Here is a 23,036-nt window from a genome sequence, read left to right as displayed (position 1 = left end):
TTCCCGAAATGAATTATCCTGCTGCTTGTTCTTTTAATACATGTTTTTGTCTGCACTCTTTGCATACACCCTGGAAATCCAGACGATGATCCGTAACAGCAAAGCCATACTGACGCTCGATTTGTTGTTCCAAACGAAGCAGACCATCTTCCATAATCTCTTCCACTTTACCACATTCTGTACAGATCAAATGATGGTGGTGATGGGAGCCGTCTGTACTTCGCAGGTCAAAACGCGCAGCCCCGTCACCAAAGTTAATTTTTTCAACGACCTGAAGGTCACTCAGCAATTCGAGAGTGCGGTATACTGTAGCCAATCCAATCTCAGGGAACTGCTCCTTAACCAGGAGAAATACTTCCTCTGCGCTAAAATGATCCTTTTCATGTTCAAGCAATACACGTACAGTAACTTCCCGTTGTTGTGTTAACTTATATCCTTTTTCAACCAATTGATTTTTAATGTGAAAGATCTGTTCTGAAATGGACTTGTCCCGGTTACTTGCCATAGCAGGTCGCACCTCCGGTTTTATATTCATTGAATCTTACATTTATCTTACTGATTCTCGGTTTCACTGAATCCTTATTTATAATAATTATAATATAATAATAAATCTTTCTCACTAAAAAAGCAATGATATTGCTCACACTTGCATGAAATATGTAGTCAAATTGGTTAAAATAACAGCAAACAACCCTCGCTGATCGCGAAGGTTGTCATTGATATCTTGTTCTATACTTTTACACCAGAACCGAAGCACCCATCAAGTATTTGTCCACTTCACGAGCAGCCTCACGGCCTTCATTAATCGCCCATACAACCAAGCTTTGACCACGACGCATGTCACCTGCTGCAAATACTTTATCCACATTGGTGTTGTATTTGCCGTAACGTGCCTTAACGTTTGTACGACGATCTGTTGCAAGTCCCAGTTGTTCTACCAAGGTTTGTTCGGGTCCATCAAAACCAATGGCAATCATGGCCATCTGAGCCGGGAATACACGCTCTGTACCTGGAATCGGCTGATAAATCTTGCGACCAGTCTCATCCACAATACGCTCGATCTGTACTGTATGCAATTCTTTGAGGTTCCCTTCATCGTCTCCGACAAATTTCGTTGTCATGATGGAGAACTCACGCGGATCTTGACCAAACAACGCTTTGGCTTCCTCTTGCGCATAATCAAGTGTGTATACGTTCGGGAATTGCGGCCAAGGGTTGTTAATGCGATCACGCTCCATAGGGGCTTGTGTATGCGTACCGAATTGAGTGATGGTACGACAACCATGACGCAGCGATGTAGCTACACAGTCAGATCCTGTATCACCGCCACCAATGACAATAATATCTTTATCTTTAGCCGACAGATATTGACCATCTTCCAGGTTGGAGTCCAGATAACTCTTAATGCTGCCATTCAGGAAATCCATTGCGTAATGAACGCCTTTCAAGTCACTGCCTTCAATATTGAATTCACGCGGCTTCGTTGCACCACCGCACAATACAACAGCGTCATATTCATCCACCAGTTGTTGTGCTGCAATATCTTTACCGATCTCGGTGTTCGTAATGAATTGAATGCCTTCTGCTTCGAGCAGATCAACACGACGTTGAACTACCTTTTTATCCAATTTCATCGTTGGGATACCGTACATCAGCAATCCGCCGACACGGTCCGAACGCTCATATACGGTTACCGAGTGTCCTGCTTTATTTAACTGAGCCGCAGTAGCTAATCCCGCTGGACCTGAGCCTACCACAGCTACACGTTTACCCGTACGTTTTTCAGGAGGCTCCGGAACGACCCATCCTTCTTCGAAACCTTTTTCAATAATTGCTTCTTCAATCGTTTTGATGGTTACAGGCTGACCAATTAAGCCAACTGTACATGATCCTTCGCAAGGAGCTGGACAGACGCGACCTGTAAACTCTGGGAAATTATTCGTTTTGTGAAGGCGCTCAAGTGCTTCTCTCCACAGTCCGCGATATACAAGATTATTCCATTCCGGAATCAGGTTATGCACGGGGCAACCTGACGTGCCACCAATCATATCTATACCTGTATGGCAATACGGGGTACCACAATCCATGCATCGTGCACCTTGTGTTCTGAGCTCTTCTTCAGCCATGTGTTTATGAAACTCTTCCCAATCCTTAATCCGCTCCGCTGGCTCACGATCTGCTGGCAGTTGACGTTTGTATTCCATAAATCCAGTAGGTGTAGACATCTTACGTTTTCCCCCATCCGTTCTTGTCTTAATCCTTTCATGTGCATGGTTCTATATGAAATGGATTACTCATTACTTGAGTTTTTGTCTATTGTATCACAAAATCTTCTCGAAGATATTTCAATTATAGTAGCATTTACTGTGCTGAATATTAAATGGATTATCCGCATAATTATTTGTATTTTATACATCATATCTTTCAAGTCTACCCATGGTCAATACCCTTATTTTGGTGTTAAATGTGGTTTTGAACTGCGAAATCTGGTGTGTGTTAAAGAAATAAAAGGTCGAAACATCAAGTGAATGTCAGATAATTTGTCATCAAATCCAACATATTTTGCTATAAATCGTTCTCGATTCTGAATATCAGACTCATTTTAGGGCTTCACAACGTTAAAACCTCAAAATTTTTACACTTTTTTACTGTTAATGCTTGGTCGTATGTATATTATACATAAATACCAATTAATCATGTTATATTAATGTTATATGTATTCCAATTTAAACAAGTGACTCTTTTTTTTATAAAAAAAAGACGCTGTTCACGAATATTTCGCAACCAGCGCCTCTCATCATACAAATACGACCGAAGCCAGGAATTTCTTATGCCAGATTTACCGTTTACGTTCATAAAATTCAAATGTGTACGCATGAACATTTTTTTCATCCTGTTCGCCTTCAATCTGTTCAATCAGTTCCCATTCGGACCAATCCACTTCAGGGAAAAACGTATCTCCCTCAAAATTCTCATGAATTTTGGTCACCACAAGACGATCTGCAAGTGGCAGGAACTCACGATACACTTGGGAACCCCCAATTACGCACAGTTCCTCACCTTTGGTTACACTCAGACCCTCTTCAATCGAATGTACGATTTCAGCCTGTTCCACCTTGTAGTTCAGATCTCTTGTCACTACGATATTACGACGCTGAGGAAGCGGCTTACCGCCAAAAGATTCCCATGTGTTACGTCCCATGATAATCGTTTTGTTTAATGTACGTTGTTTGAAAAAGGCCATATCCTTGGGTAAACGCCATGGAATCGAATTATTTAATCCGATCACACCGTTCTCCCCCATTGCCCATACCAATTCAATACTCAAGGGTGATACACTCCTTCAATCCAAGTCTCTTGTCGAGATTGAACACATAATTAGACTGCAATTGGAGCTTTAATGCCCGGATGATGCTGGTAGTTCTCAAACTCGAAATCTTCAAACTTATAATCAAAAATAGAATCCGGCTTACGTTTGATTACCAGTTTAGGTAAAGCATAAGGTTCACGCTCCAGCTGAGTTTTAACCTGATCTACGTGATTGGAGTAGATGTGGACATCCCCTCCAGACCAAACGAAATCACCCACCTCAAGATCACATTGCTGGGCAATCATATGAGTCAAAAGCGCATAACTCGCGATGTTAAACGGCAATCCGAGGAACGTATCCACGGAACGCATCGTAAGCATACATGATAATTTACCATCTGCAACGTAAAACTGAAACGCAAAATGACAAGGTGGAAGCTTCATATTATTGATTTCAGCCACATTCCATGCGCTGACAAGGTGACGACGTGAATCCGGATTATTTTTGATCGAATCAATGACTGCAGAGATCTGATCAATTTTTTCTCCGTTGGGTGCTTCCCATGTACGCCACTGCGAGCCGTATACCGGACCGAGATCCCCATTTTCGTCCGCCCAATCGTCCCAGATCTTCACACCGTTTTCTTTCAGATAAGATATATTGGTATCGCCACTCAAAAACCACAACAGTTCATGAATAACCGATTTGAGATGAATTCGTTTGGTTGTTACCAGCGGAAATCCTTCGGAGAGATCATAACGGAGCTGTCTGCCAAATACAGATTGTGTTCCTGTTCCTGTACGGTCTCCTTTATGCACGCCGTTGTTCAGAATATCCTGCAATAAATCGAGATAGTTTTTCAAATTATATTCCCCTCACTAAAGAATATTTACACTTACCACTCCGATGACAGAACAACCTTCCGATCACTGTTATCCCCAGATTTTTTTGATTTCCTTTTCCAAAGGTAAAATCCGGGGATAAAGGCGAAGCGTATGCTTCCGACGCAGCTTTCTTTCAGAAAGCTTTTAGCTCCGCTTCTTCAGGTTCTTTCTGTCCTCTACGTTCTCGTGTAAAAGATTAATTTAACTTAAATACTAAATATATAGACCGTGATTAGCTTGGAGCCACATCATAACTGATCATTACTCCAGTGTACCACAATTGAGTTGTTGGATAAAATCAATTCACTAAAACTTGTGAGCGTGTAAATTTTCATCATATCACATACACGAGTATCTTATATTTCTCGGCTCTTGCTCAGAAAAAAGAGACGAATAACGTGTTAGCGTCATTCGTCTCTTCTGATATACGTATAATGCCGGACGGATCCGAAGCTTAGATGATCTTAACGGGAGATGATGTGGATCGGGTGACCCATAACCAATTCCGCAGCTTCCATCACGATTTCGCCCAAAGTTGGGTGAGCGTGAATTGTGAGAGCCAGATCTTCCAAAGTAGCGCCCATTTCAATTGCCAAACCAAGCTCAGCAATCAAGTTTGAAGCTTCCAGACCTACGATTTGGCAACCCAATACAAGGCCGCTTTCTTCGTCAGCTACGATTTTCACGAAGCCTTCAGCGTGGTTCAAAGATACAGCACGGCCGTTACCCGCATAAGGGAATTTACCTGCTTTTACTTTGTAACCTTTTTCTTTAGCTTCTTTCTCCGTGTAACCTACGCTGGAACACTCTGGATCTGTGAACACAACAGCCGGCATACATTTGTAGTCAACTACAGATGGTTGTCCTGCGATTGCTTCAGCAGCCACTTTACCTTCATAAGAAGCTTTGTGTGCCAGAGCCAGGCCAGATACGATGTCACCGATAGCAAAGATGTGAGGAATGCTAGTACGACCTTGGTGATCAACTTTGACAAATCCACGCTCGTCAACGTCAACACCAATCATGTCGAGACCAAGTTCTCCATCCGTATTTGGACGACGTCCAACAGTCACCAGCAGGTAATCTGCAGTTACTTCTTTGGACTCACCATTTACAGAGTACTTAACAGTTACATCTTTATCCGTTTGCTCAGCACTTTCAGCTTTTGCACCCGTTACGATTTCGATGCCTGTTTTCTTCATGTTTTTAGCCACGAGGCTAGTCATGTCTTTATCGAAACCTGGCAGTACTGTATCCAAACCTTCGATGATTGTTACTTTTGCACCGAATTTGGAGTACATTTGACCAAGCTCAGCACCGATATATCCGCCACCGATAACGATCATGCTTTTTGGTACTTCAGGCAAGTTCAGAGCTTCTGTTGAAGACAGAATGCGTCCGCCAAACGGGAAAGGTTTCAGTTCGATTGGACGGGAACCTGTTGCAATAATTGCATTTTTAAATTTGTAACGTGGTGACTCGTGGTCATTGAATACACGAGCTTCGTTTTCGTTGATGAACATGCACTCACCGTTGAAAACTTCAACTTTGTTGCCTTTGAGCAAACCAGCTACGCCGCCAGTCATTTTCTTAACAACGCCGTTTTTGAACTCTTGAGTTTTGCTGAAGTCCACTTTTACGTTCTCAGCAGAGATACCAAAAGCTTCACCGTGAAGTGCAGACTCATATTGGTGTGCAGCAGAGATCAGGGCTTTGGATGGAATACATCCACGGTTCAAACAAACACCGCCCAGTTCGGATTTGTCTACGATCAATACGCTTTGGCCCAGTTGAGCAGCGCGGATGGCAGCTACATAGCCGCCAGGACCCGCACCAATTACTAATGTGTCGATATTGAGAGAAGCGTCGCCTACTACCATATCTTACACCTCCATAACAAGCAGCTCAGGGTTAGCGAGCAGCTGTTTAATGTAATTCATAAAGTTTTGTGCTGTTGCGCCATCGATGATACGGTGGTCAAAGCTCAGGGAAAGAGCCATTACAGGTGCTGCAACTACTTCGCCGTTTTTGATCACTGCTTTTTCGCTGATGCGTCCTGTTCCGAGAATAGCAACTTCAGGGAAGTTGATGATTGGAGTGAAGAACATACCGCCAGCAGAACCGATGTTACTGATGGAGATTGTGCTTCCTCTCATTTCATTCGCGCTCAATTTGCCGTCACGACCACGAGCTGCCAGATCACGGATAGAATCAGCGATCATCCAGATGGATTTACGATCAGCATCTTTGATAACAGGAACGATCAAGCCGTTGTCTGTATCTGTTGCGATACCGATGTTGTAGTATTTTTTGTAAACAATTTCGTTAGCTTCTTCATCAATCATAGCGTTCAGAGCCGGGAATTGGCGGGAAGCCGCAACCAGTGCTTTAACGATGAATGGCAGATAAGTAACTTTTGTTCCTTTTTTCTCTGCAATTGGTTTCATGCGAGTACGGAAAGCAACCAATTCAGTTACGTCCACTTCGTCCATGATTGTAACGTGAGGAGCTGTGTAAGCCGATTTAACCATTGCGTTAGAGATCGCTTTACGGATACCTTTGAATGGTACGCGCTCTTCTTCAAGGTATTGATCAGCTGCAGCCGCTGCTGGTGCTGCGGATTTTTTCTCTTCTTGAGCCGGAGCTTCGGAAGATGCCGCTGCGGAAGAACCGCCACCGTTTTTGAAGGATTCAACATCTTCTTTGGTTACTTTACCGTTGTTGCCAGTGCCGTTAACCTGAGCGATGTCTACACCTTGTTCGCGAGCAAATTTACGCACGCTTGGTGTTGCCAGAACGTCTTTGGCAGGTACTGCCGGAACGCTGTTGTTGCCGCCTTCTTTAGCTGCATCCGAGCTGGAAGCTGCTGCAGAAGAACCGCTTGTGTCAGCTCCGCCTTGAGCTGCATCTTTCTCTTGCTCGCCTTGATCGCCAGCAGGAGCGTCGTCTTGCTCAGGAAGTTCGCCTTCTGCATCGATGATCGCTACAACTTCACCAACGTGGCAGACTTGACCGTCTTTAGCGAATACTTCTGTAACTGTTCCGTTAACCGGACAAGGTACTTCTACAACCGCTTTGTCGTTTTGTACTTCCATGATGATGTCGTCGTCAGTTACTTTGTCACCGACTTTGATGTGCATCTTGATGATTTCGCCTTCGTGCAGGCCTTCGCCCAATTCAGGGAATTTATATTCAAATTTAGCCAACTGAAAAACCTCCTTGATTATGTGCTCAATCCTGAAAACAACCCTTAACTCCAAGAAACAACTGTTACTGCTAATGCAAATAACTGTTACTCAAGGGGCTAATGGCTGTTTACAGTGCAGCTTGCGCTGCGGTGTGAATCACCATACTGCGCCTTGCGGCATGTCAGATGATTAAATTAGAAATTTACGACTTTGTTAACCGCAGCAACGATACGCGCCGGGTTAGGCAGCCATGTATCTTCGATTTGTGCAAATGGATATACAGTGTCCGGACCAGCTACACGCAGAACCGGTGCTTCCAAGTGCAGGATTGCTTTTTCATTGATTTGGGCAATGACTTCAGCTGCAACACCTGCGCTCTTTTGAGCTTCCTGTACAACAATTGCACGGTTTGTTTTCTTAACGGAAGCAACGATAGTATCGATGTCGATCGGGCTAACCGTACGAAGGTCGATAACTTCAACTTTGATTCCTTGTTTTTCGAGTTCATCCGCTGCTTTCACAGAAGTGTGAACCATCATACCGTAAGTAATGATTGTTACATCAGAACCTTCACGAACAACGTTCGCTTTACCCAATTCAACAACGTAATCTTCTTCAGGCACTTCTGCACGGAAAGCATGGTACAGGTTCAAGTGCTCCATGAAGAATACAGGGTCGTTATCGCGAATAGAAGCAATCATCAGACCTTTTGCATCGTATGGGTTAGAAGGAACAACTACTTTGATACCTGGTGTTTGCGTGAGCAGACCTTCCAGGGAATCTGTATGCAATTCTGCCGCTTTTACACCGCCACCGAATGGTGTACGGAATACGATTGGAGAATTGTATTTTCCACCGGAGCGGAAACGCATACGAGCAGCTTGCACTACCATTTGGTCAAGGGCTTCGAAGATAAAACCAACGAATTGGATCTCAGCAACCGGACGGAAGCCTTGAACACCCAGACCTACAGCCAAACCGCCAATAGCGGACTCAGCCAGTGGTGTATCAAATACACGCTCTTCGCCAAACTCTTTTTGCAGACCTTCCGTTACACGGAAAACGCCGCCTACATTACCTACGTCTTCACCGAAAAGCAGAACGTTAGGATCACGTTTCAACTCCACGCGAAGCGCATCACGGATTGCTTCTTTCATGTTCATTTGTGCCATTTGCTTCATTTCCTCCTTAAACATTGACAGTTCACATTTGAATTCGTACATGTATACCGGGACATTAAAGTCGCGGATGTTTATGCTTTATCGGAAAAAACTTATTGGAAATCAGCTTTTTGCTCTTCCAAGTGCTTAGGCGTTTGTTCGAACATGCTGTCGATCAAGCCTGAAATCGTCATTTTCTCGGTTTTTTCCGCTTTTTTGATTTCTTCATTTACTTTAGCTTTTGCTTCTTCTTTCACACGTGCTGTATCTTCTTCAGTCCAAAGACCTTTTTTCTCCAGATATTTAGCAAAACGTGCGATAGGATCTTTAGCAGACCATTCTGCCTCTTCTTCTTTTGTACGATACTTGGAAGCATCATCCGAAAGGGAGTGAGGACGGAAACGATATGTTACTGCTTCGATCAATGTTGCGCCTTCTCCGTTACGTCCACGCTCAGCAGCTTCCTGAACAGCTTTGATAACAGCGAAGATGTCCATACCGTCAACTTTAACACCTTTGATACCTGCTGCTACCGCTTTGTGAGCGATGGACAGAGCTGCTGTTTGTTTAGCAAAAGGAGTTGTGATGGCATAACCATTGTTTTGTACGAAGAAGATAACAGGCAGTTTGTATACACCAGCGTAGTTCAGACCTTCATAGAAGTCACCTTCAGAAGAACCGCCATCACCAGTGTACGTGATAACAACTTGCTTTTGTTTCTTCAATTTGTAACCCATAGCGATACCCATTGCATGCAGAATTTGTGCACCAATGATGATTTGTGGCATCAATACATTAACGCCATCTGGAATTTGTCCACCATGTTGGTGTCCACGGGAGTACAAGAATGCTTGATAAAGAGGAAGTCCATGCCATACGAGTTGCGGAATGTCACGATAGCCAGGACATACAAAGTCTTCTTTTTCAATTGCAAATTCACTACCAACCATTGTAGCTTCTTGACCAGATACTGGAGCATAGAAACCAAGACGACCTTGACGGCCCAGGTTTACTGCACGGTCATCCCAAGTACGGGTAAATACCATGCGGTACATAATTTCTTTTAATTGATCATCGGAAAGTGTAGGCATCATGTCTTTGTTAACAATTTCGCCGTCAGGAGACAGCACGGACAGAGCTTCTACATCCTCTGTATACACTTCATAAGGAACCTTGCTCATTTTTTTCTTCACCTCAACAAAAAATTTGAATATCAAGTTCCGCTGTTATAATATTATTATACACCTGTTTCACTCCATACGTCAAAGAAATCCGTAATTTTTTTATGTTTCCTGCCGGATTGTATGTATAACAGGGGCTTAATATTGGTATAACAGCATAATACATGATTGCGTGTTTGACCTAACCCCGCACAAGGGTAATCTTACCGTATTGCGCGGTCGAATGCAAAAAATTAACCGAGAAAGGTGACGTTTTATGACGGATTCCCGCTATTTGAAACGCACGATTGTGAAGGAAGAGATTGAAAGTCGCTATCTCGGAGAGAAGCGAACGCTCCGTATTTACCTCCCTCCGGGCTATAACGAATTGCTTAGCTACCCTGTCGTATATTGTCAGGATGGCGAAGAATTTTTTAATTTCGGACGAATTGCTACAACAGCTAACCAAATTATTCTGGACGAAGGAGCCGAACCTTTCATTATTGTAGGGGTTCAGGTCGATGTGTCTGTGAGAACGCAGGAATATGCTCCATTTGGAGATCGGTTCAAGGCATATACCGCTTGCTTCGCTGAAGAGATTATTCCCTATATAGAAGAGAAATATCCTGTGCGCCGTTCTCCGCAGGAACGCATTCTTGCCGGAGACTCGCTCGGTGGCAGTGTTTCGCTTCATCTTGCTCTGTTATATCCGGATCTGTTCACACGTGTGATCAGCATGTCTGGCGCCTTCTACTCTGCTTCTCAGGAAATCTATGCCGCAGCTGAAGATCTGTCCTGGCTCTCGATCTGGATGATTGTTGGTTTGCAGGAGACTGATTTTGAGGCAGACACGGGTACGTATGATTTTGTTCAATTAAATCGGGATACTCGAGAATTGCTGGAAAAACGTGGTGCCCTCGTCTCCTATCAAGAGAAAGACGGAAAACACCAATGGGGTTTTTGGCAGAAGGAATTGCCCGAAGCATTACTTTATTTTCTCCAGGAAAGATAAAAGGCTCACTTTAACAGGCGGCTGAAATGCCGCTATTGTTTCCCCATCTCAATGATACCGCTTACAATTGTAATCTGAAAAAGAAGCAGGATATCCTGCTTGCTTTAAGTGCTCTAATCCTGCTTCTTTGTCCGATTACAAGTTACATATCAGATCATGTTTATTTATTAGGCTAAGGAATGTTCCTCTTCAATCTTTCTCAACAGAACATCGCAGCCTTCGTTAACCAGCTCGTACACCTCTTCAAAATTGCCTGTGTAATACGGGTCAGGTACTTCTCTGAGTTTTTCCTCGGGAAGCATGTCCATGAACTTGATGATGTCCGCCTCAGCTCCGCCTGGAACGTTGCGCACGTTATCTGCATTGGAATTGTCCATACACACAATGTAATCAAATTGAGTAAAGTCTTCGCTGGCGAACTGTCTTGCTGCCATGTTGGCATAAGAAATCTGGTACGAATCCAGCAATTTTCGAGTCCCTTCATGCGGAGGTTTACCAACATGCCAGTCTCCTGTACCTGCTGAGTCCACACGAATCTGATGTTCAAGCCCTCTCTCCAGGACTTTGTTACGCAAAACGGCTTCAGCCATTGGTGATCTACATATATTGCCCAGACATACAAACAAAACATTAATCATATTAATCCCCCTTGCTTAACGTACCTTGAAGTACCGACGATGTTGGCTGTGTCACAATGCTCTCCGGCTGAGGACTGACGTTCCCGGTCTCAGATGGTACGAGCGAACGACGTGGCAGTTTCCATTTATAATGTACAGAACACATCCGGAAGAACACAACTGCCGCAAAACAAAATAATAATCCAGCATTCGTTGTTAACCAGCCCATACCTATGACAAAACCTGCTGTCATTGCCCATACAGCATAAATTTCGTCACGCAATACAAGCGGTTTACGTCCAGCAAGCACATCACGAATAACGCCCCCACCAATACCGGTCATTACTGCTGCAACGATAACTGCGCTAATGGGATGTCCCATGTTCGCAGCGTACAGCGCCCCTTGAATTGCAAATGCTGCGAGTCCGATTGCATCAAACAACGCCTCTGTTCGCTTCCAGTGACTAATCCACTTGAGAGGTAATATAAACGCAATCGCTACAGATACTAAGGCTAACATAATAAGTGATCCCTGACTCCACAGTGTCGTTACAGGTATACCTATAAGTACATTCCGGATAATCCCGCCTCCGAATGCCGTGACAAGTCCAAGCACTAGTACACCCAGAATGTCATACTCCTCTTCCATTGCTACAAAGGCACCGGACATTGCAAATGCGATAGTGCCTATAATGCTGAATACTTCAAAAATGTGTAAGTCCAACCTGTTCAAACCTCACTTTTCAAGTCATCTCCATGTCGCTCTACCCATTGTATCCGCGAGCACTGAAATTGTGCAACCACATTTTGTGGATTATACTGGTTTGGTGAATATATTTGTACAGGTTCCAACATTATATTTGAACAATGAACTATTTTTCTCTGAATTAGAAAGGATGAAATAAAATGACGGTGAAACGGATAGTTATTTTTACAGGCGGAAACTTATCTGTAGAATTACTTCAGGAAATAAGAGAAGATGATATGATCATCGCGGCCGATCGCGGTGCATTATTTTTAATTGAACACGGCATTCAGCCTCACATTGCAGTTGGAGACTTCGACTCCATTACTGAAGAGGAACGTATCATTGTAAGCAACAATAGCATTCGGTTCATTACATGTGACCCTGTTCATAAGGATCTTACTGATACAGAAATGGCTTTTGAGACAGCGCTAGATTATGAACCTTCTCACATCTTAATGTTAGGTGCTACAGGTACACGTATGGATCACACTCTCGCTAATGTACATATCATGGTTCGCGCGATGCAACATCATATCTCCTGTGCCATTCAAGACAAGCACAACTACATGACACTGACCACATCCAACGCTGTGGTTGAGCACCGAGACTATAAATATGTTTCTCTGCTGCCCTTGACTCATGAAGTTACAGGAATAACTCTAGATGGTTTTATGTATCCGCTAGATCAAGCCACCATTCGTATGGGACAATCCCTGGGTGTAAGCAACAAGCTCTTAGGTTCCTCAGGTACAGTCACTATTGATAGTGGCTTATTACTGATTATTCAGAGCAAAGATTGAATCTATTCGTATGCTTCATAGTTATTTATTACGTTTTTGTAACCAGTGATTCAATGAAGAAAATAGGTTCACAAATAACAAAGACCCTTGATATTCAAGGGTCTTCGTTGTTTCATCTTTATTCTTCATCCGTCAATGATTAATTTTTTGACATTTTTAATCATATTTTAATAAACATACCCAAACCATTGTGGCGCAAGGGATCACACTTCCCTATCCAATTTCTAGGCTGTTACAAAGCTGTTATACTCGCTCTAGCAACTTAACGAAAACGAATTTTGGAGGTACTAACTAACATGAAAACAAACATCTTTGTCCAAAAGGCCGTAACCGTCGGGTTGTGCGCTACACTAGGTTTTGGAGCTGTATTAATGACTAACGCACCTGTTGCACAGGCAGCAACTGCTTCTGTATCCAAAGGTCAACAGATTGTTAACTATGGTAAACAATTTACTGGGACTCCATATAAATTTGGTGCTTCAACATCAACAACCAAAGTTTTTGACTGCTCTTCTTTTATGAAATATATTTTCAAAAAGTATGGTGTAGATTTGCCGCGCACTTCCGTGAAACAATCCAAAGAAGGTAAAGCTGTGTCTAAAGCTAATCTGCGTGTCGGAGATCTGGTATTCTTCTCCAGTGGCAGCCGTTCTACCGGTTCCAATGTCACTCACGTGGGCGTTTATGCCGGAAATGGTAAGATTCTGCATACGTATGGATCTCCAGGCGTAACCCTCTCTGATCTGGACTCTGGTACTTGGAAGAGAACGTATGTTAAAGCTCGCCGTGTACTCTAGAACTTATCATAGCTAATCAGTAAGGACCGGAGGTTACTATCCGGTCTTTTATTTTTACCCTCTTTTTGCCACACTCTAAACTGGTGATTCATGGAACTAACTTCGTAATCTATTTTTTATCATGCAGCATATAACCGATCCCACGCACAGTATGAATCAGTTTCACACTTCTTCCCTTATCCACCTTAACCCTTAGATGTTTGATATACACATCCACAACGTTGGTATCCATCGCATACTCATATCCCCATACTTCCCGCAAAATATCACTCCGGGTACATGCTTCATTCACATGCAGGGCCAGATATTCCAGCAATTCGTATTCTTTTGGCGTTAATGTCAGGTATTCACCCGCACGATTTACCCGCCTCGAACGCAAATTCACTTTAAGATCATGGACTACAATTACTTCTTCACCCTCTGGTGTTGCATTCGCAAAAACACGCAATAAGTTTCTTATTCTGGCAAGCATCACGTTCAAGTGAATGGGTTCCTCCATCACGTCATTAGCTCCGTAATCCAGCCACTCCACGATGAATTGAGGAGATGCGTTAGACGTGATAACCAGTAGAGGTATAACCTGACCTTTATCTATCCATCGTTTTAACTCTAATTTCTGAGCCTGGCCACAATGTTCCTTCCCCTCTTCCCGGTCTACCAGGATGATCAGGTTAATATGCAGCAACGAAGGCTCGACGGATTGGTTTAGTTCAGACCACTCCATTCGTTGCACCTCATACCCTTCGCTACATAAAGTATCCTGAATTAGGCTGACCTGTTCTCCTGCTCCAATCAGCAAAATGGCTGTTTTCACTCTTTTTCACCCGGCCTGTCTCTATCCCCACTGCTCGCAGCAATGGTTGGTACAGATAGCATGCCGTAAAATGAAAAAGTCCATTCCCTCAAGGGAACAGACTTTGCTTCTTTCTTGCTTTAACCAAAGTAGCGATGGACGAGCGTACGTGCTTCAGCTGTGTCTTTTGTTCCGTGTACGAGTACACGTCCATCTTGGAAAATGACCATTCTATGGACTCCTGTTGTAAAAGAAACCAGAAACGGATTGGATTCCACTTTTCCTTCTTGAAGCCTGTTCAGACGATCCGCTGTATGTTGAAGATCCAGATTCATACGCCGTGCAGGTCGGATCTGAACGGTGTCCCTGCCACATAACACATCGGTTTTCTCCAGATTGGACGCAGAAAGATATGGATACGTTGCCGAAGTACCGCAGGAAGGACAGTCTTGCTTTTTCGCACCATCCACATTGATGGATATGTATTCGTTCCTCCACACGTCAAATGACAATAACTTACGTCTCAATGCATTTGCATTGCCGCTAAGTAACTTCATCGCTTCAGCAGTCTGATTCGCCGTTACCATCTGTACGGCTTGAGGTATGATGCCAGACGTATCACAGGTATCTCCACCCAGAGGGACTTCACCCAGCAAACAATTTAAACATGGCGTATCTCCGGGCATAAAGGTATAGGTGATGCCGTAACTACCTACGCATCCACCATAAATCCAGGGAATACGGTGCTTCTGTGCCATATCATTAATGAGTAGTCGGGTATCAAAGTTATCCGTTGCATCCATGATCAAGTCTGTGTGCTGAACGAGTTCTTCCAACTCATCTACTCTGACGTCCAACACTTTCCCTTCCACATGAACCGTGGAATTAATGGCAGATAACCGCTTTTCCGCTGCCATCGCCTTCGGCATCCGCTCCATCGCGTCCTGTTCTACATATAATTGCTGTCGCTGCAGGTTACTCCACTCCACATAATCACGATCCACAATTGTTAAGTGTCCAACTCCTGAACGAACTAACGTTTCTGCAATACCTGTTCCGAGTGCGCCAGCGCCTACAATTAAAACTCTACTGCCCTTTAATCTGGCCTGGCCTTCCTTGCCAAGTGGCGCGTACCGTTCCTGTCTGGAATAACGATCGGCCTGCTCGGAAGATGTTATTTGATCTGTCATGTATGAACCATTCCTTCCACCGGACTACTGGCTGCTGCATAACGCTTTACGGGAATCATGCCTGCCTCATATGCCAATCTACCCGCTTCTACCCCCAATCGCATCGCTTTAGCCATGCTCACTGGATCCCCTGATCCGGATACGGCTGTATTTAACAATACGCCATCTGCACCAAGTTCCATCGCATGAGCAGCATCTTTTGGGGAGCGTAATCCTGCATCCACAATTACAGGTACAACAGCCTGCTCAATGATGATCTCAAGGTTATAGGGATTGATGATGCCTCTGCCAGCTCCGATGGGAGAAGCGCCAGGCATTACAGCATGTACGCCAAGCAATTGTAGCCTTTTGGCCAGAATGACATCATCTGAAATATAAGGCAATACTGTGAAGCCCTTTTCAAGCAAAATTTCGCAAGCCTTGTACGTTTCAATCGGATCTGGGAGTAACGTCATTCCATCTCCGATGACTTCGACTTTTATCATATCACAAAGTCCTGAAGCCCGCGCAAGCTCGGCAATCCGCACCGCCTCTTCCGCATTTGAAGCTCCAGCCGTATTCGGAAGAAGAGTGTATTTGTCCAGATCCAACGTATCCAGGAAATGTTTCTGGTTACGTTCCTCCAGATTCAGACGACGAACAGCAAAGGTTAAAACTTCCGTTTCAGATGCTTCCACAGCCTGACTTTGCACTTCCAGATCCGAAAACTTGCCTGTTCCGAGCAACAATCTGGACTCAAACGTATATTTACCAATGTTCAACATCATCAACCGCCTCCTACAAAATGTACAATCTCAATTCGATCGCCTTCTCTTAATGCAGTCGTTTCATGATACTCACGGGTTAAAATATGCTTGTTCAGCTCTACAACTACAGTCTTGACTTGCAGATCAAAAGATTTAAGCAGTTTATCCACACGATTCAATCTGTCTTCAATCTCCATCCGTTGTCCATTAACGATGATATTCACTGCACCACTCCCTTTCTGTTCAATCGCTCCGGACTCAGCGCCTCAATTCCGAGTTCTTCTGAGCTTTTGCCAGCGAGCAACTCCGCGATAAGCCTGCCTGTTATCGCACTAAGCAAGATACCGTTGCGGTAATGCCCAAAGGCGGCGAACAGCCCGGGTATATTCTTGCAAGCACCTATATAAGGCAATCCATCTGGAGTTGCTGGTCTTACGCCTGCCCACGCTCGTATAAATTGTGCTTCTTTCATCCCGGGCACCCAGTGGGTAGCCGCTGTTAGCAGCTTTTGAACACCCTGTACAGAAACGTTCAAATCCGTTCTGCCTGGCAGACTGGTTGCCCCAAGCCAAACTTCACCATTGGCTTTGGGAACAATATAGATATCCTCTGCATACACCGTTCTGTCAGGTCTGTACCCTGCATGTTCATCTGAGAACTGAACGGCGGCTATTTCACCTTTCACCGACCACACAGGCAAGCTCAGATTTACATGTCTCATCAACTCTTCACTCTGTAATCCAGCCGCTATAATGACATGTTTGCATTTCATCTCACCGATCGATGTGGAGATCCCCTGCACGCCGTGTTCGTTTGCTTGCACACGTATATCCTGTATGCCCTCCATAACCCGTGCTCCCAATGCTTGAGCGGATTCGGCGTATGCCTTCGTTAGATGGACTGGAAGTATTTCACTCTCGTAAGGTCTGTAATAGGCTCCATACGTATCTCTGTTGAGCCATGATGCCTCATGTTGTACAACGGAACGATCCCACCACACCTCATCAGCAGAAGTAGACAACGCAAACTTCCGATTGTCCTTATAACTACTTAATTCACTGTATGAACGAAAAGGAGTTAGGAATCCCTGGCATTGCAGACCAGTCTCTACCTCACTGAGTGTAGCCATTAGCAATTGTTGCTCGATAAGTAATTGTCTACTCTGCCTGGCAAGCTTAGCCATCAAAGGATGAGCAAAATCCTCACTATCTGCCGCTAGCATTCCAGCCGCCGCGCATGAAGTGCCTCCTGCAATCGCCGAACGCTCCAGCAACAGCACATCCTGTCCACGGGAAGCAAGCTCATATGCGATTGCACAACCAACAACGCCTCCACCTACAATAATCGTTTCTGCATGAAACTTATCCGATTTATCAGTAATGATCTTCTTCATCCTCTCATCTCCTTGATTCAGCGCCTCAGACTTTCTTTAGCAACGATAGCCTGCCTTAATAATGCAGCCGACCGATCCGGGGAATCGCTCGCCCATACATTCGAGATCACAGCGGCTCCCTGTGCGCCTGCAGAGCGAATCGCCTGAATGTTTCCCGGCTCAATGCCCCCGATCGCAATGACAGGAATGGAGACACCCCTGCACACTTCAGCCAGAGCATATAATCCTCTTGGTTCAAGACCAGGCTTACTGTTGGTTGTGTAGACATGCCCGAAGAAAAGGTAATCGGCTCCCCGTTCTTCAGCGATTTTTGCCTCAACGATTGAATGAACAGATACACCCAGACGAAGGCGCTGCACATTGCCTATAACAGCAGGATTATAATTTCGTATCGCATCTTGCCCCCAATGTACACCGCCATAGATGTCATTCTGTGAAGGCAGCTCTGAACCATTGATAACGATGCGACAAGATGGAACGCCAACGCTACGCAGACTTTCAGCCCAACCAATCTTGTCTTGCCATGTGAGTTGTTTTTCTCGTATGTGAATATAGTCCACCCAAGACCAAACGTCCTTTGCAGCTTTTACAAAAGATGCTTGATCCCCTGCACCCCTAGATACAACATGCAATTCAAATGATTCTTGAACATGTTCATGAGAAATTACCGTACTGTTCATCTCCTTCCAGGCGGAATACTATGAAAACACAAAAAAGCCACTCCCGTAGGGGGTGGCTGCGTGTTAATTATAGGACCAGATGACTGACTGAAGCATACAGTTCATTTCGTGCAATAAAGCTATAGACCTTATAGCCTTAACGTTATACACGCAACTGCATGTTTCAATTCGTTAAGCAGACGGTTGAAATCCTTTCGAATTGCCGTTGCTCACGTCATTCACTGAAACGCGCTCGCCACTTCCCTACGCTGGTATGATCCAGATCAGGTGCAAAGGGTCCGGAATCGCATTCTTCCATCTCAGCCGCATCGTGCGGCCCCCCTAGTGTTCATATGAAGTTGTAGCCTATGTTACCATAGACGGATTTTTTTGTCACCGTCATTTCTGTTAAACATTGTCTTGAATCTCTAGTTTTTCTCAGACCATTCTTCGACATTCCATGTTTTGGTAACCCAACCCTCGTAGAAATCAGGTTCATGAGATACAAGTAACACCGTTCCCTTGAATTCTTGCAAAGCACGCTGCAACTCCGCTTTGGCTGTGACATCGAGATGGTTTGTCGGCTCATCGAATAAAATCCAGTTGCTTTCACGCATCAAGAGTTTGCATAAACGAACCTTGGCTTGCTCTCCACCACTCAGCATGTTAAGCGGACGGGTAATGTGCTCATTTTTCAATCCACAGCGAGCGAGATGACCCCGGACCTCATTCTGGGTCAAATGTGAAAACTCATTCCAGACATCCTCGATGGGCGTGATATTCCCAGCACGAACTTCCTGCTCAAAATAGGCCGTTTCGAGATAATCTCCCAAAAAGGTCTTTCCACTGAGTGGAGATATTTTTCCCAGGATGGTTTTCAACAGCGTTGATTTACCGACACCATTACAACCTACGATGGCAATTTTCTCACCACGTTCAATCGTCATCGTCATTTTGGGCAGCAAAGGATACGTATATCCAATTTCGAAATCAATACCCTCAAAGACCGTTTTGCTACTCGCGCGGGCATCCTTGAATTTGAACGTTGGTTTAGCCGCCTCATCTGGACGATCAATACGTTCAATTCTGTCCAGCTGTTTCTCCCGGCTCTTCGCTCGACCTGAAGTTGAAGCACGTGCCTTGTTACGCTGAATGAAATCTTCCTGCTTCTTGATGTACTCTTGCTGCTTCTCGTACGCATCAATATGCTGGGCTTTATTCATATCAGCCATCTCAAGGAACTTGTTATAGTTCGCTGCATATCTCGTTAATTTGGCAAATTCCAAATGATAAATGACATTTACGACTTCATTCATGAATTCCGTGTCATGGGAGATTAAGAGAAACGCATGCGGGTAGTCCTTCAGGTACCGTGACAGCCATTCAATGTGCTCTACATCCAGATAGTTGGTCGGCTCATCCAGCAAAAGAGCTGTAGGTTTCTCAAGCAGAAGCTTGGCAAGAAGCACCTTGGTACGTTGTCCACCACTTAGAGCTGCGACATCTCGATCAAGACCAATTGCGGACAAACCAAGACCATTGGCCATTTCTTCCACTTTTACGTCAATCAGATAAAAGTCGCCCTGTTCCAGTTGTTCCTGAATATCGCCCATCTCTTCCAGCAACTGCTCCAGCTTATCTGGATCTGCATCTGCCATCTGGTCCGTTATATTCATCATTTCTTTTTCTAATTCAAGCAACGGAAGGAATGCATCCTTAAGCACGTCACGAATCGTTTTGCCTGGCGTAAGCTTCGTGTGCTGATCCAGATATCCATAACGGACCTTAGGTGTCCATTCCACTTTTCCACTATCTTTAAGCAATTTACCGGTAAGGATGTTCATTAATGTGGATTTACCCACACCATTGGCACCAACAAGTCCTACGCGCTCTCCGGCAAGTAAACGAAACGATACATTTTTAAATAACGTGCGATCTCCAAAATTGTGACTTACGTTCTCTACTGACAATAAACTCATAAGATGAGGTTGCTCCTATCTATTAGACATTACTTTTGTTATTGTTCCGAAACCCTATTCTAGCACAGGTCCCGTCTTTTCTGAAAGTAATGTAAACAGTTCAAGAACCTCTTACATAATTTTGTCATACAGGCTACCCTAACGATTAGAGCATTTATATTCGAAATAGCCTTGTGCAGCTGCTTGTCTTGCGTCTGTAAACACCTCTTCAGCACGGTAACCATTACCACATGTGGAGGGATAATAGTACCTGATACCCGTTAAAGGATCTCCCCCACCTACTATGGCCGTTTTCTTCACAAGTCTGCCTCCACCGATCGCATAATTGTTGATCTTTTGGTCACCCACACCTATACCTTGGATAAAGGCCATAATCCCTGTATCGTTAATGGAGTTGTACCAATCTTCCTGCGCAATCAGGGGCATCGTAAACGTATAGGAAATACCGTTCTTTCTGGCAAACTCATTATGGCGGTTAATCACATCAGCCAGATCATCCTGCACAGTAGTCACAATCCGGCTTTGTCTAACTTGCTCAAATACGCTGGTATTCTGAAGTAAAGGAATCTGTGTGCTTGAGGCCAGTTCTTTTTGAAACCCTTCAATCCATTTCCCTGCGTTTGCGTCATAGGCATATACGTAGTCGTCCAGTGTGAAGTTAATACTGTTACCATTAGAATCTGAATATGTATAAGGTTTCTTGGGGCTCCACACTTGCCTGAAAGAATCTTCACGGTTACCCGTCATCTCTGTTTCTGTGGACAACATATAATAGCCATCATAATCCAGAATAACCACGGCAGGAATGTAATTAAACATGTTTCGAATAGCTGCGGGATCATCCTGAATCCCCATATTCAAAGCCATCGTCTGCGTAAATGTCAAAAAGGCAAGCTCCTTGTCCGCTTTAACAAATTTGGTTGAATCATAACCTGCTTCATCATTTTGTTTCTCATTCTGATGCATGACTGCACCTGCATCCATGACTGCAGTTTGAAGTGCAGATCTGTATCGTTGACCAAGATATTGTGCCTCTTCGGCATCTTGGGTATGGAGTGATATGATCCAGAAGAGCGGGAAGAAGATCAGCACAAATACAATGGATAGCTCAGTAATCTTCATTGAGGACCATACCTCCGTATGTTACAAATACTGCTGAAGCCTGAGCCGTGCCACTCAACCATTCACGAATGAGCATGGAAGGTGTACGATTTGTATTTTGGAGCGTCACGGTGAAAAAATCCCCTGTCGTCATCGTATATCTTCGGCCAGGATCATCAACCGGTATCACCCCTGAGGATGGGAATAGTCTTTCTCGAATCTGAGCTGCATAATATCCATCCTGCACTACCTCATAGGTCCCGTTAAAACTGTAATTGTCCATCGGGTCTGTATAATGAGGTACATATTTTTTATGTAAATGTTCCATCGACACCTCATATAGATTGCCCGTCTGGGCCAGTTGCTCCTCAAACTCAGCCAACATTCGAGGTGAAATATATCCTTTCGTTCGGACAGCATCAACAAAACGTGTTACATTCTGAACAGCCGTCATACGTGTTATATCATCCTGCCGATCAGCTGTTTCAGCAGCTGGATACACATAGAGCAGAAGGACTGCGAGCAATACGGCAAGCAGCTTGGATGCGGCATTAATCAATTCATACTGGCCTCCTTCCAAAAAACAATCTTGAGCAGTTCTCCAGTTTCATTTCGTATAAACTCTGGTCTGTAGGTAGCATCGAGTTGGACAGGAATAGTCGCTGTTTTGCCGACAAGTGGATCGATCACATACGATGTCCCATCTACCTCCACAGGAATGCTAGTGCCTGTCATCTGTCTCACGGTATGCAACACTTCCACACCACTATACTGATACGGACGGGTGGTATGCAGTGTTGTTGCCAGCCGACCTTCCATGCCTGCAGTTGTCTGTACTCTGTCGTTCAAGGCCGCTGATAAAATCTTAACATTCTGTTGCCCGTACAGGCAGGCTGTCACAAACAGGACAACCGCCGTACAAAACAACATGAGATGCTGGGTATTCCGGGACATGTTAAACCAACTCCTGTCAGGATTGCTGGAAGATCAGCCCTCTTACCACGTTGGATCGGTCTTTTACGATAATGGCTTTGAATTTACCACTTGGATTGACATATTGATTGTCTTTTTCACTCATGGTCTGGTTAATAATCCCCACTTTATCGTCAGGTGCAATAACCGAGCCGTAGTCGGCATTATTGAGATCCTGTGAAATGTTTAATTGATTGCCGTACCATTGACCCGCTTTATTTTTACCTGTAATAACTTGAATACCGAACTGATCCTTGTCCGCATATTTACGCAGCGCATTCGTTACCTGTGATCCACTGATGGTTGTTCCGTCATATACCGTAAATGCAGCCTGGGACAACTCGGTTTGGATATCAGCAAAATTGTTCTGGGCCGTCTTGGTTGCCTCCTGAGCCGAAATAAACAACAGAACTACAATTGTGATCAAAGCGATTGTTAAGAATATCCCTGCTGCCACCTTTAAAGCGCTTGATGCATTATTCATGATAAATCCTCCCATGTTATAAGTTATTAAACTATTTCAGACT

At 44.3% G+C, this 23,036-nt stretch carries 24 protein-coding genes and 1 riboswitch; of the genes, 3 read left to right on the top strand and 21 right to left on the bottom strand.

Annotation, left to right across the window (positions count from 1 at the left end; all coding sequences use genetic code 11):
• Positions 1 to 13: 13 nt before the first annotated feature.
• The 8 genes from fur to pdhA form a co-directional block, all read right to left on the bottom strand.
• Positions 14 to 505: a ferric iron uptake transcriptional regulator gene (fur, locus tag FE296_RS25105; RefSeq protein WP_036613667.1), complete on the bottom strand. Its 492-nt coding sequence runs from the start codon at positions 503 to 505 to the stop codon at positions 14 to 16.
• A 232-nt stretch (positions 506 to 737) separates the two neighbouring features.
• Complete coding sequence (locus FE296_RS25100) at positions 738 to 2,225, bottom strand: glutamate synthase subunit beta (RefSeq protein WP_150366716.1); 1,488 nt, start codon at positions 2,223 to 2,225, stop codon at positions 738 to 740.
• A gap of 614 nt (positions 2,226 to 2,839) precedes the next feature.
• The gene (locus FE296_RS25095; RefSeq protein ID WP_124115255.1) at positions 2,840 to 3,328 is read right to left on the bottom strand and encodes a dihydrofolate reductase; all 489 of its coding nucleotides are present in this window, start codon (positions 3,326 to 3,328) and stop codon (positions 2,840 to 2,842) included.
• Between the two features lie 50 nt (positions 3,329 to 3,378).
• Entirely contained in the window at positions 3,379 to 4,173 is a 795-nt protein-coding gene (gene thyA, locus FE296_RS25090; RefSeq protein WP_150366715.1) for a thymidylate synthase, read from the bottom strand.
• Positions 4,174 to 4,658: 485 nt separating this feature from the next.
• A complete protein-coding gene (lpdA, locus tag FE296_RS25085; protein WP_036613658.1) occupies positions 4,659 to 6,074 on the bottom strand; it encodes a dihydrolipoyl dehydrogenase in 1,416 nt (471 codons plus the stop codon).
• Positions 6,075 to 6,077: 3 nt separating this feature from the next.
• Entirely contained in the window at positions 6,078 to 7,400 is a 1,323-nt protein-coding gene (locus FE296_RS25080; RefSeq protein ID WP_150366714.1) for a dihydrolipoamide acetyltransferase family protein, read from the bottom strand.
• Positions 7,401 to 7,576: 176 nt separating this feature from the next.
• The gene (locus FE296_RS25075) at positions 7,577 to 8,554 is read right to left on the bottom strand and encodes an alpha-ketoacid dehydrogenase subunit beta (protein WP_076210115.1); all 978 of its coding nucleotides are present in this window, start codon (positions 8,552 to 8,554) and stop codon (positions 7,577 to 7,579) included.
• Between the two features lie 101 nt (positions 8,555 to 8,655).
• Complete coding sequence (pdhA, locus tag FE296_RS25070) at positions 8,656 to 9,723, bottom strand: pyruvate dehydrogenase (acetyl-transferring) E1 component subunit alpha (protein ID WP_017688072.1); 1,068 nt, start codon at positions 9,721 to 9,723, stop codon at positions 8,656 to 8,658.
• 256 nt (positions 9,724 to 9,979) lie between these two features.
• Between pdhA and FE296_RS25065 the strand changes: the two genes are divergently transcribed.
• Complete coding sequence (locus FE296_RS25065) at positions 9,980 to 10,714, top strand: alpha/beta hydrolase (protein WP_091020737.1); 735 nt, start codon at positions 9,980 to 9,982, stop codon at positions 10,712 to 10,714.
• Between the two features lie 167 nt (positions 10,715 to 10,881).
• Here FE296_RS25065 and FE296_RS25060 read toward each other — a convergent pair whose 3' ends face one another.
• Both FE296_RS25060 and FE296_RS25055 read right to left on the bottom strand, forming a co-directional pair.
• Positions 10,882 to 11,352 (bottom strand): low molecular weight protein-tyrosine-phosphatase, encoded by a 471-nt coding sequence (locus tag FE296_RS25060; protein WP_150366713.1) that lies wholly within the window; start codon positions 11,350 to 11,352, stop codon positions 10,882 to 10,884.
• A 1-nt stretch (position 11,353) separates the two neighbouring features.
• A complete protein-coding gene (locus tag FE296_RS25055) occupies positions 11,354 to 12,055 on the bottom strand; it encodes a trimeric intracellular cation channel family protein (RefSeq protein WP_124115261.1) in 702 nt (233 codons plus the stop codon).
• Between the two features lie 182 nt (positions 12,056 to 12,237).
• On the opposite strand from FE296_RS25055, the gene FE296_RS25050 reads away from it, so the two are divergent.
• Both FE296_RS25050 and FE296_RS25045 read left to right on the top strand, forming a co-directional pair.
• Positions 12,238 to 12,879, top strand: a complete 642-nt coding sequence (locus FE296_RS25050) for a thiamine diphosphokinase (protein WP_091020734.1) — start codon at positions 12,238 to 12,240, stop codon at positions 12,877 to 12,879.
• A 296-nt stretch (positions 12,880 to 13,175) separates the two neighbouring features.
• Positions 13,176 to 13,676, top strand: coding sequence for a C40 family peptidase (locus tag FE296_RS25045; protein ID WP_124115263.1), 501 nt, complete (start codon positions 13,176 to 13,178; stop codon positions 13,674 to 13,676).
• A 109-nt stretch (positions 13,677 to 13,785) separates the two neighbouring features.
• Here FE296_RS25045 and FE296_RS25040 read toward each other — a convergent pair whose 3' ends face one another.
• The 11 genes from FE296_RS25040 to FE296_RS24990 all read right to left on the bottom strand — a co-directional run bounded on the left by FE296_RS25040 (position 13,786) and on the right by FE296_RS24990 (position 22,993).
• The gene (locus tag FE296_RS25040) at positions 13,786 to 14,490 is read right to left on the bottom strand and encodes a response regulator transcription factor (protein ID WP_150366712.1); all 705 of its coding nucleotides are present in this window, start codon (positions 14,488 to 14,490) and stop codon (positions 13,786 to 13,788) included.
• 119 nt (positions 14,491 to 14,609) lie between these two features.
• Entirely contained in the window at positions 14,610 to 15,659 is a 1,050-nt protein-coding gene (locus FE296_RS25035) for a ThiF family adenylyltransferase (protein ID WP_150366711.1), read from the bottom strand.
• Positions 15,656 to 16,423, bottom strand: coding sequence for a thiazole synthase (locus FE296_RS25030; protein ID WP_124115586.1), 768 nt, complete (start codon positions 16,421 to 16,423; stop codon positions 15,656 to 15,658). The genes FE296_RS25035 and FE296_RS25030 overlap by 4 nt, the downstream gene beginning before the upstream one ends.
• 2 nt (positions 16,424 to 16,425) lie before the next feature.
• Positions 16,426 to 16,629, bottom strand: coding sequence for a sulfur carrier protein ThiS (thiS, locus tag FE296_RS25025; protein WP_091020730.1), 204 nt, complete (start codon positions 16,627 to 16,629; stop codon positions 16,426 to 16,428).
• On the bottom strand, positions 16,626 to 17,798 hold the full coding sequence (gene thiO, locus FE296_RS25020) for a glycine oxidase ThiO (RefSeq protein WP_124115266.1): 1,173 nt from the start codon (positions 17,796 to 17,798) through the stop codon (positions 16,626 to 16,628). The genes thiS and thiO overlap by 4 nt, the downstream gene beginning before the upstream one ends.
• Before the next feature lie 17 nt (positions 17,799 to 17,815).
• Positions 17,816 to 18,478 (bottom strand): thiamine phosphate synthase, encoded by a 663-nt coding sequence (locus tag FE296_RS25015; protein WP_150366710.1) that lies wholly within the window; start codon positions 18,476 to 18,478, stop codon positions 17,816 to 17,818.
• A 223-nt stretch (positions 18,479 to 18,701) separates the two neighbouring features.
• Positions 18,702 to 18,811, bottom strand: a riboswitch (TPP riboswitch).
• A gap of 74 nt (positions 18,812 to 18,885) precedes the next feature.
• Entirely contained in the window at positions 18,886 to 20,436 is a 1,551-nt protein-coding gene (locus FE296_RS25010) for an ABC-F family ATP-binding cassette domain-containing protein (RefSeq protein WP_036613631.1), read from the bottom strand.
• Positions 20,437 to 20,574: 138 nt separating this feature from the next.
• A complete protein-coding gene (locus tag FE296_RS25005) occupies positions 20,575 to 21,558 on the bottom strand; it encodes a hypothetical protein (RefSeq protein WP_150366709.1) in 984 nt (327 codons plus the stop codon).
• Positions 21,545 to 22,096 (bottom strand): hypothetical protein, encoded by a 552-nt coding sequence (locus FE296_RS25000; protein WP_150366708.1) that lies wholly within the window; start codon positions 22,094 to 22,096, stop codon positions 21,545 to 21,547. The genes FE296_RS25005 and FE296_RS25000 overlap by 14 nt, the downstream gene beginning before the upstream one ends.
• A complete protein-coding gene (locus FE296_RS24995; RefSeq protein ID WP_124115269.1) occupies positions 22,093 to 22,491 on the bottom strand; it encodes a hypothetical protein in 399 nt (132 codons plus the stop codon). Before FE296_RS24995 ends, FE296_RS25000 begins: the two co-directional genes overlap by 4 nt.
• Positions 22,492 to 22,507: 16 nt before the next feature.
• A complete protein-coding gene (locus FE296_RS24990) occupies positions 22,508 to 22,993 on the bottom strand; it encodes a hypothetical protein (RefSeq protein ID WP_062834890.1) in 486 nt (161 codons plus the stop codon).
• Positions 22,994 to 23,036: the final 43 nt, after the last annotated feature.

Source organism: Paenibacillus sp. UASWS1643 (assembly GCF_008693195.1).
Classification (GTDB): domain Bacteria; phylum Bacillota; class Bacilli; order Paenibacillales; family Paenibacillaceae; genus Paenibacillus; species Paenibacillus amylolyticus_B.
The sequence above is the reverse complement of the archived record's forward strand: the minus strand, read 5'-3'. Positions and strand labels throughout refer to the sequence as shown.

Excerpts from the sequence above, each read along its gene's own strand:
- fur (WP_036613667.1), bottom strand. The coding sequence starts at position 505 with ATGGCAAGTAACCGGGACAAGTCCATTTCAGAACAGATCTTTCACATT.
- FE296_RS25100 (WP_150366716.1), bottom strand. The coding sequence starts at position 2,225 with ATGTCTACACCTACTGGATTTATGGAATACAAACGTCAACTGCCAGCA.
- lpdA (WP_036613658.1), bottom strand. The coding sequence starts at position 6,074 with ATGGTAGTAGGCGACGCTTCTCTCAATATCGACACATTAGTAATTGGT.
- FE296_RS25075 (WP_076210115.1), bottom strand. The coding sequence starts at position 8,554 with ATGGCACAAATGAACATGAAAGAAGCAATCCGTGATGCGCTTCGCGTG.
- pdhA (WP_017688072.1), bottom strand. The coding sequence starts at position 9,723 with ATGAGCAAGGTTCCTTATGAAGTGTATACAGAGGATGTAGAAGCTCTG.
- FE296_RS25065 (WP_091020737.1), top strand. The coding sequence starts at position 9,980 with ATGACGGATTCCCGCTATTTGAAACGCACGATTGTGAAGGAAGAGATT.
- FE296_RS25060 (WP_150366713.1), bottom strand. The coding sequence starts at position 11,352 with ATGATTAATGTTTTGTTTGTATGTCTGGGCAATATATGTAGATCACCA.
- FE296_RS25050 (WP_091020734.1), top strand. The coding sequence starts at position 12,238 with ATGACGGTGAAACGGATAGTTATTTTTACAGGCGGAAACTTATCTGTA.
- FE296_RS25045 (WP_124115263.1), top strand. The coding sequence starts at position 13,176 with ATGAAAACAAACATCTTTGTCCAAAAGGCCGTAACCGTCGGGTTGTGC.
- FE296_RS25035 (WP_150366711.1), bottom strand. The coding sequence starts at position 15,659 with ATGACAGATCAAATAACATCTTCCGAGCAGGCCGATCGTTATTCCAGA.
- FE296_RS25030 (WP_124115586.1), bottom strand. The coding sequence starts at position 16,423 with ATGTTGAACATTGGTAAATATACGTTTGAGTCCAGATTGTTGCTCGGA.
- thiO (WP_124115266.1), bottom strand. The coding sequence starts at position 17,798 with ATGAAGAAGATCATTACTGATAAATCGGATAAGTTTCATGCAGAAACG.
- FE296_RS25015 (WP_150366710.1), bottom strand. The coding sequence starts at position 18,478 with ATGAACAGTACGGTAATTTCTCATGAACATGTTCAAGAATCATTTGAA.
- FE296_RS25010 (WP_036613631.1), bottom strand. The coding sequence starts at position 20,436 with ATGAGTTTATTGTCAGTAGAGAACGTAAGTCACAATTTTGGAGATCGC.
- FE296_RS25005 (WP_150366709.1), bottom strand. The coding sequence starts at position 21,558 with ATGAAGATTACTGAGCTATCCATTGTATTTGTGCTGATCTTCTTCCCG.
- FE296_RS24995 (WP_124115269.1), bottom strand. The coding sequence starts at position 22,491 with ATGTCCCGGAATACCCAGCATCTCATGTTGTTTTGTACGGCGGTTGTC.
- FE296_RS24990 (WP_062834890.1), bottom strand. The coding sequence starts at position 22,993 with ATGAATAATGCATCAAGCGCTTTAAAGGTGGCAGCAGGGATATTCTTA.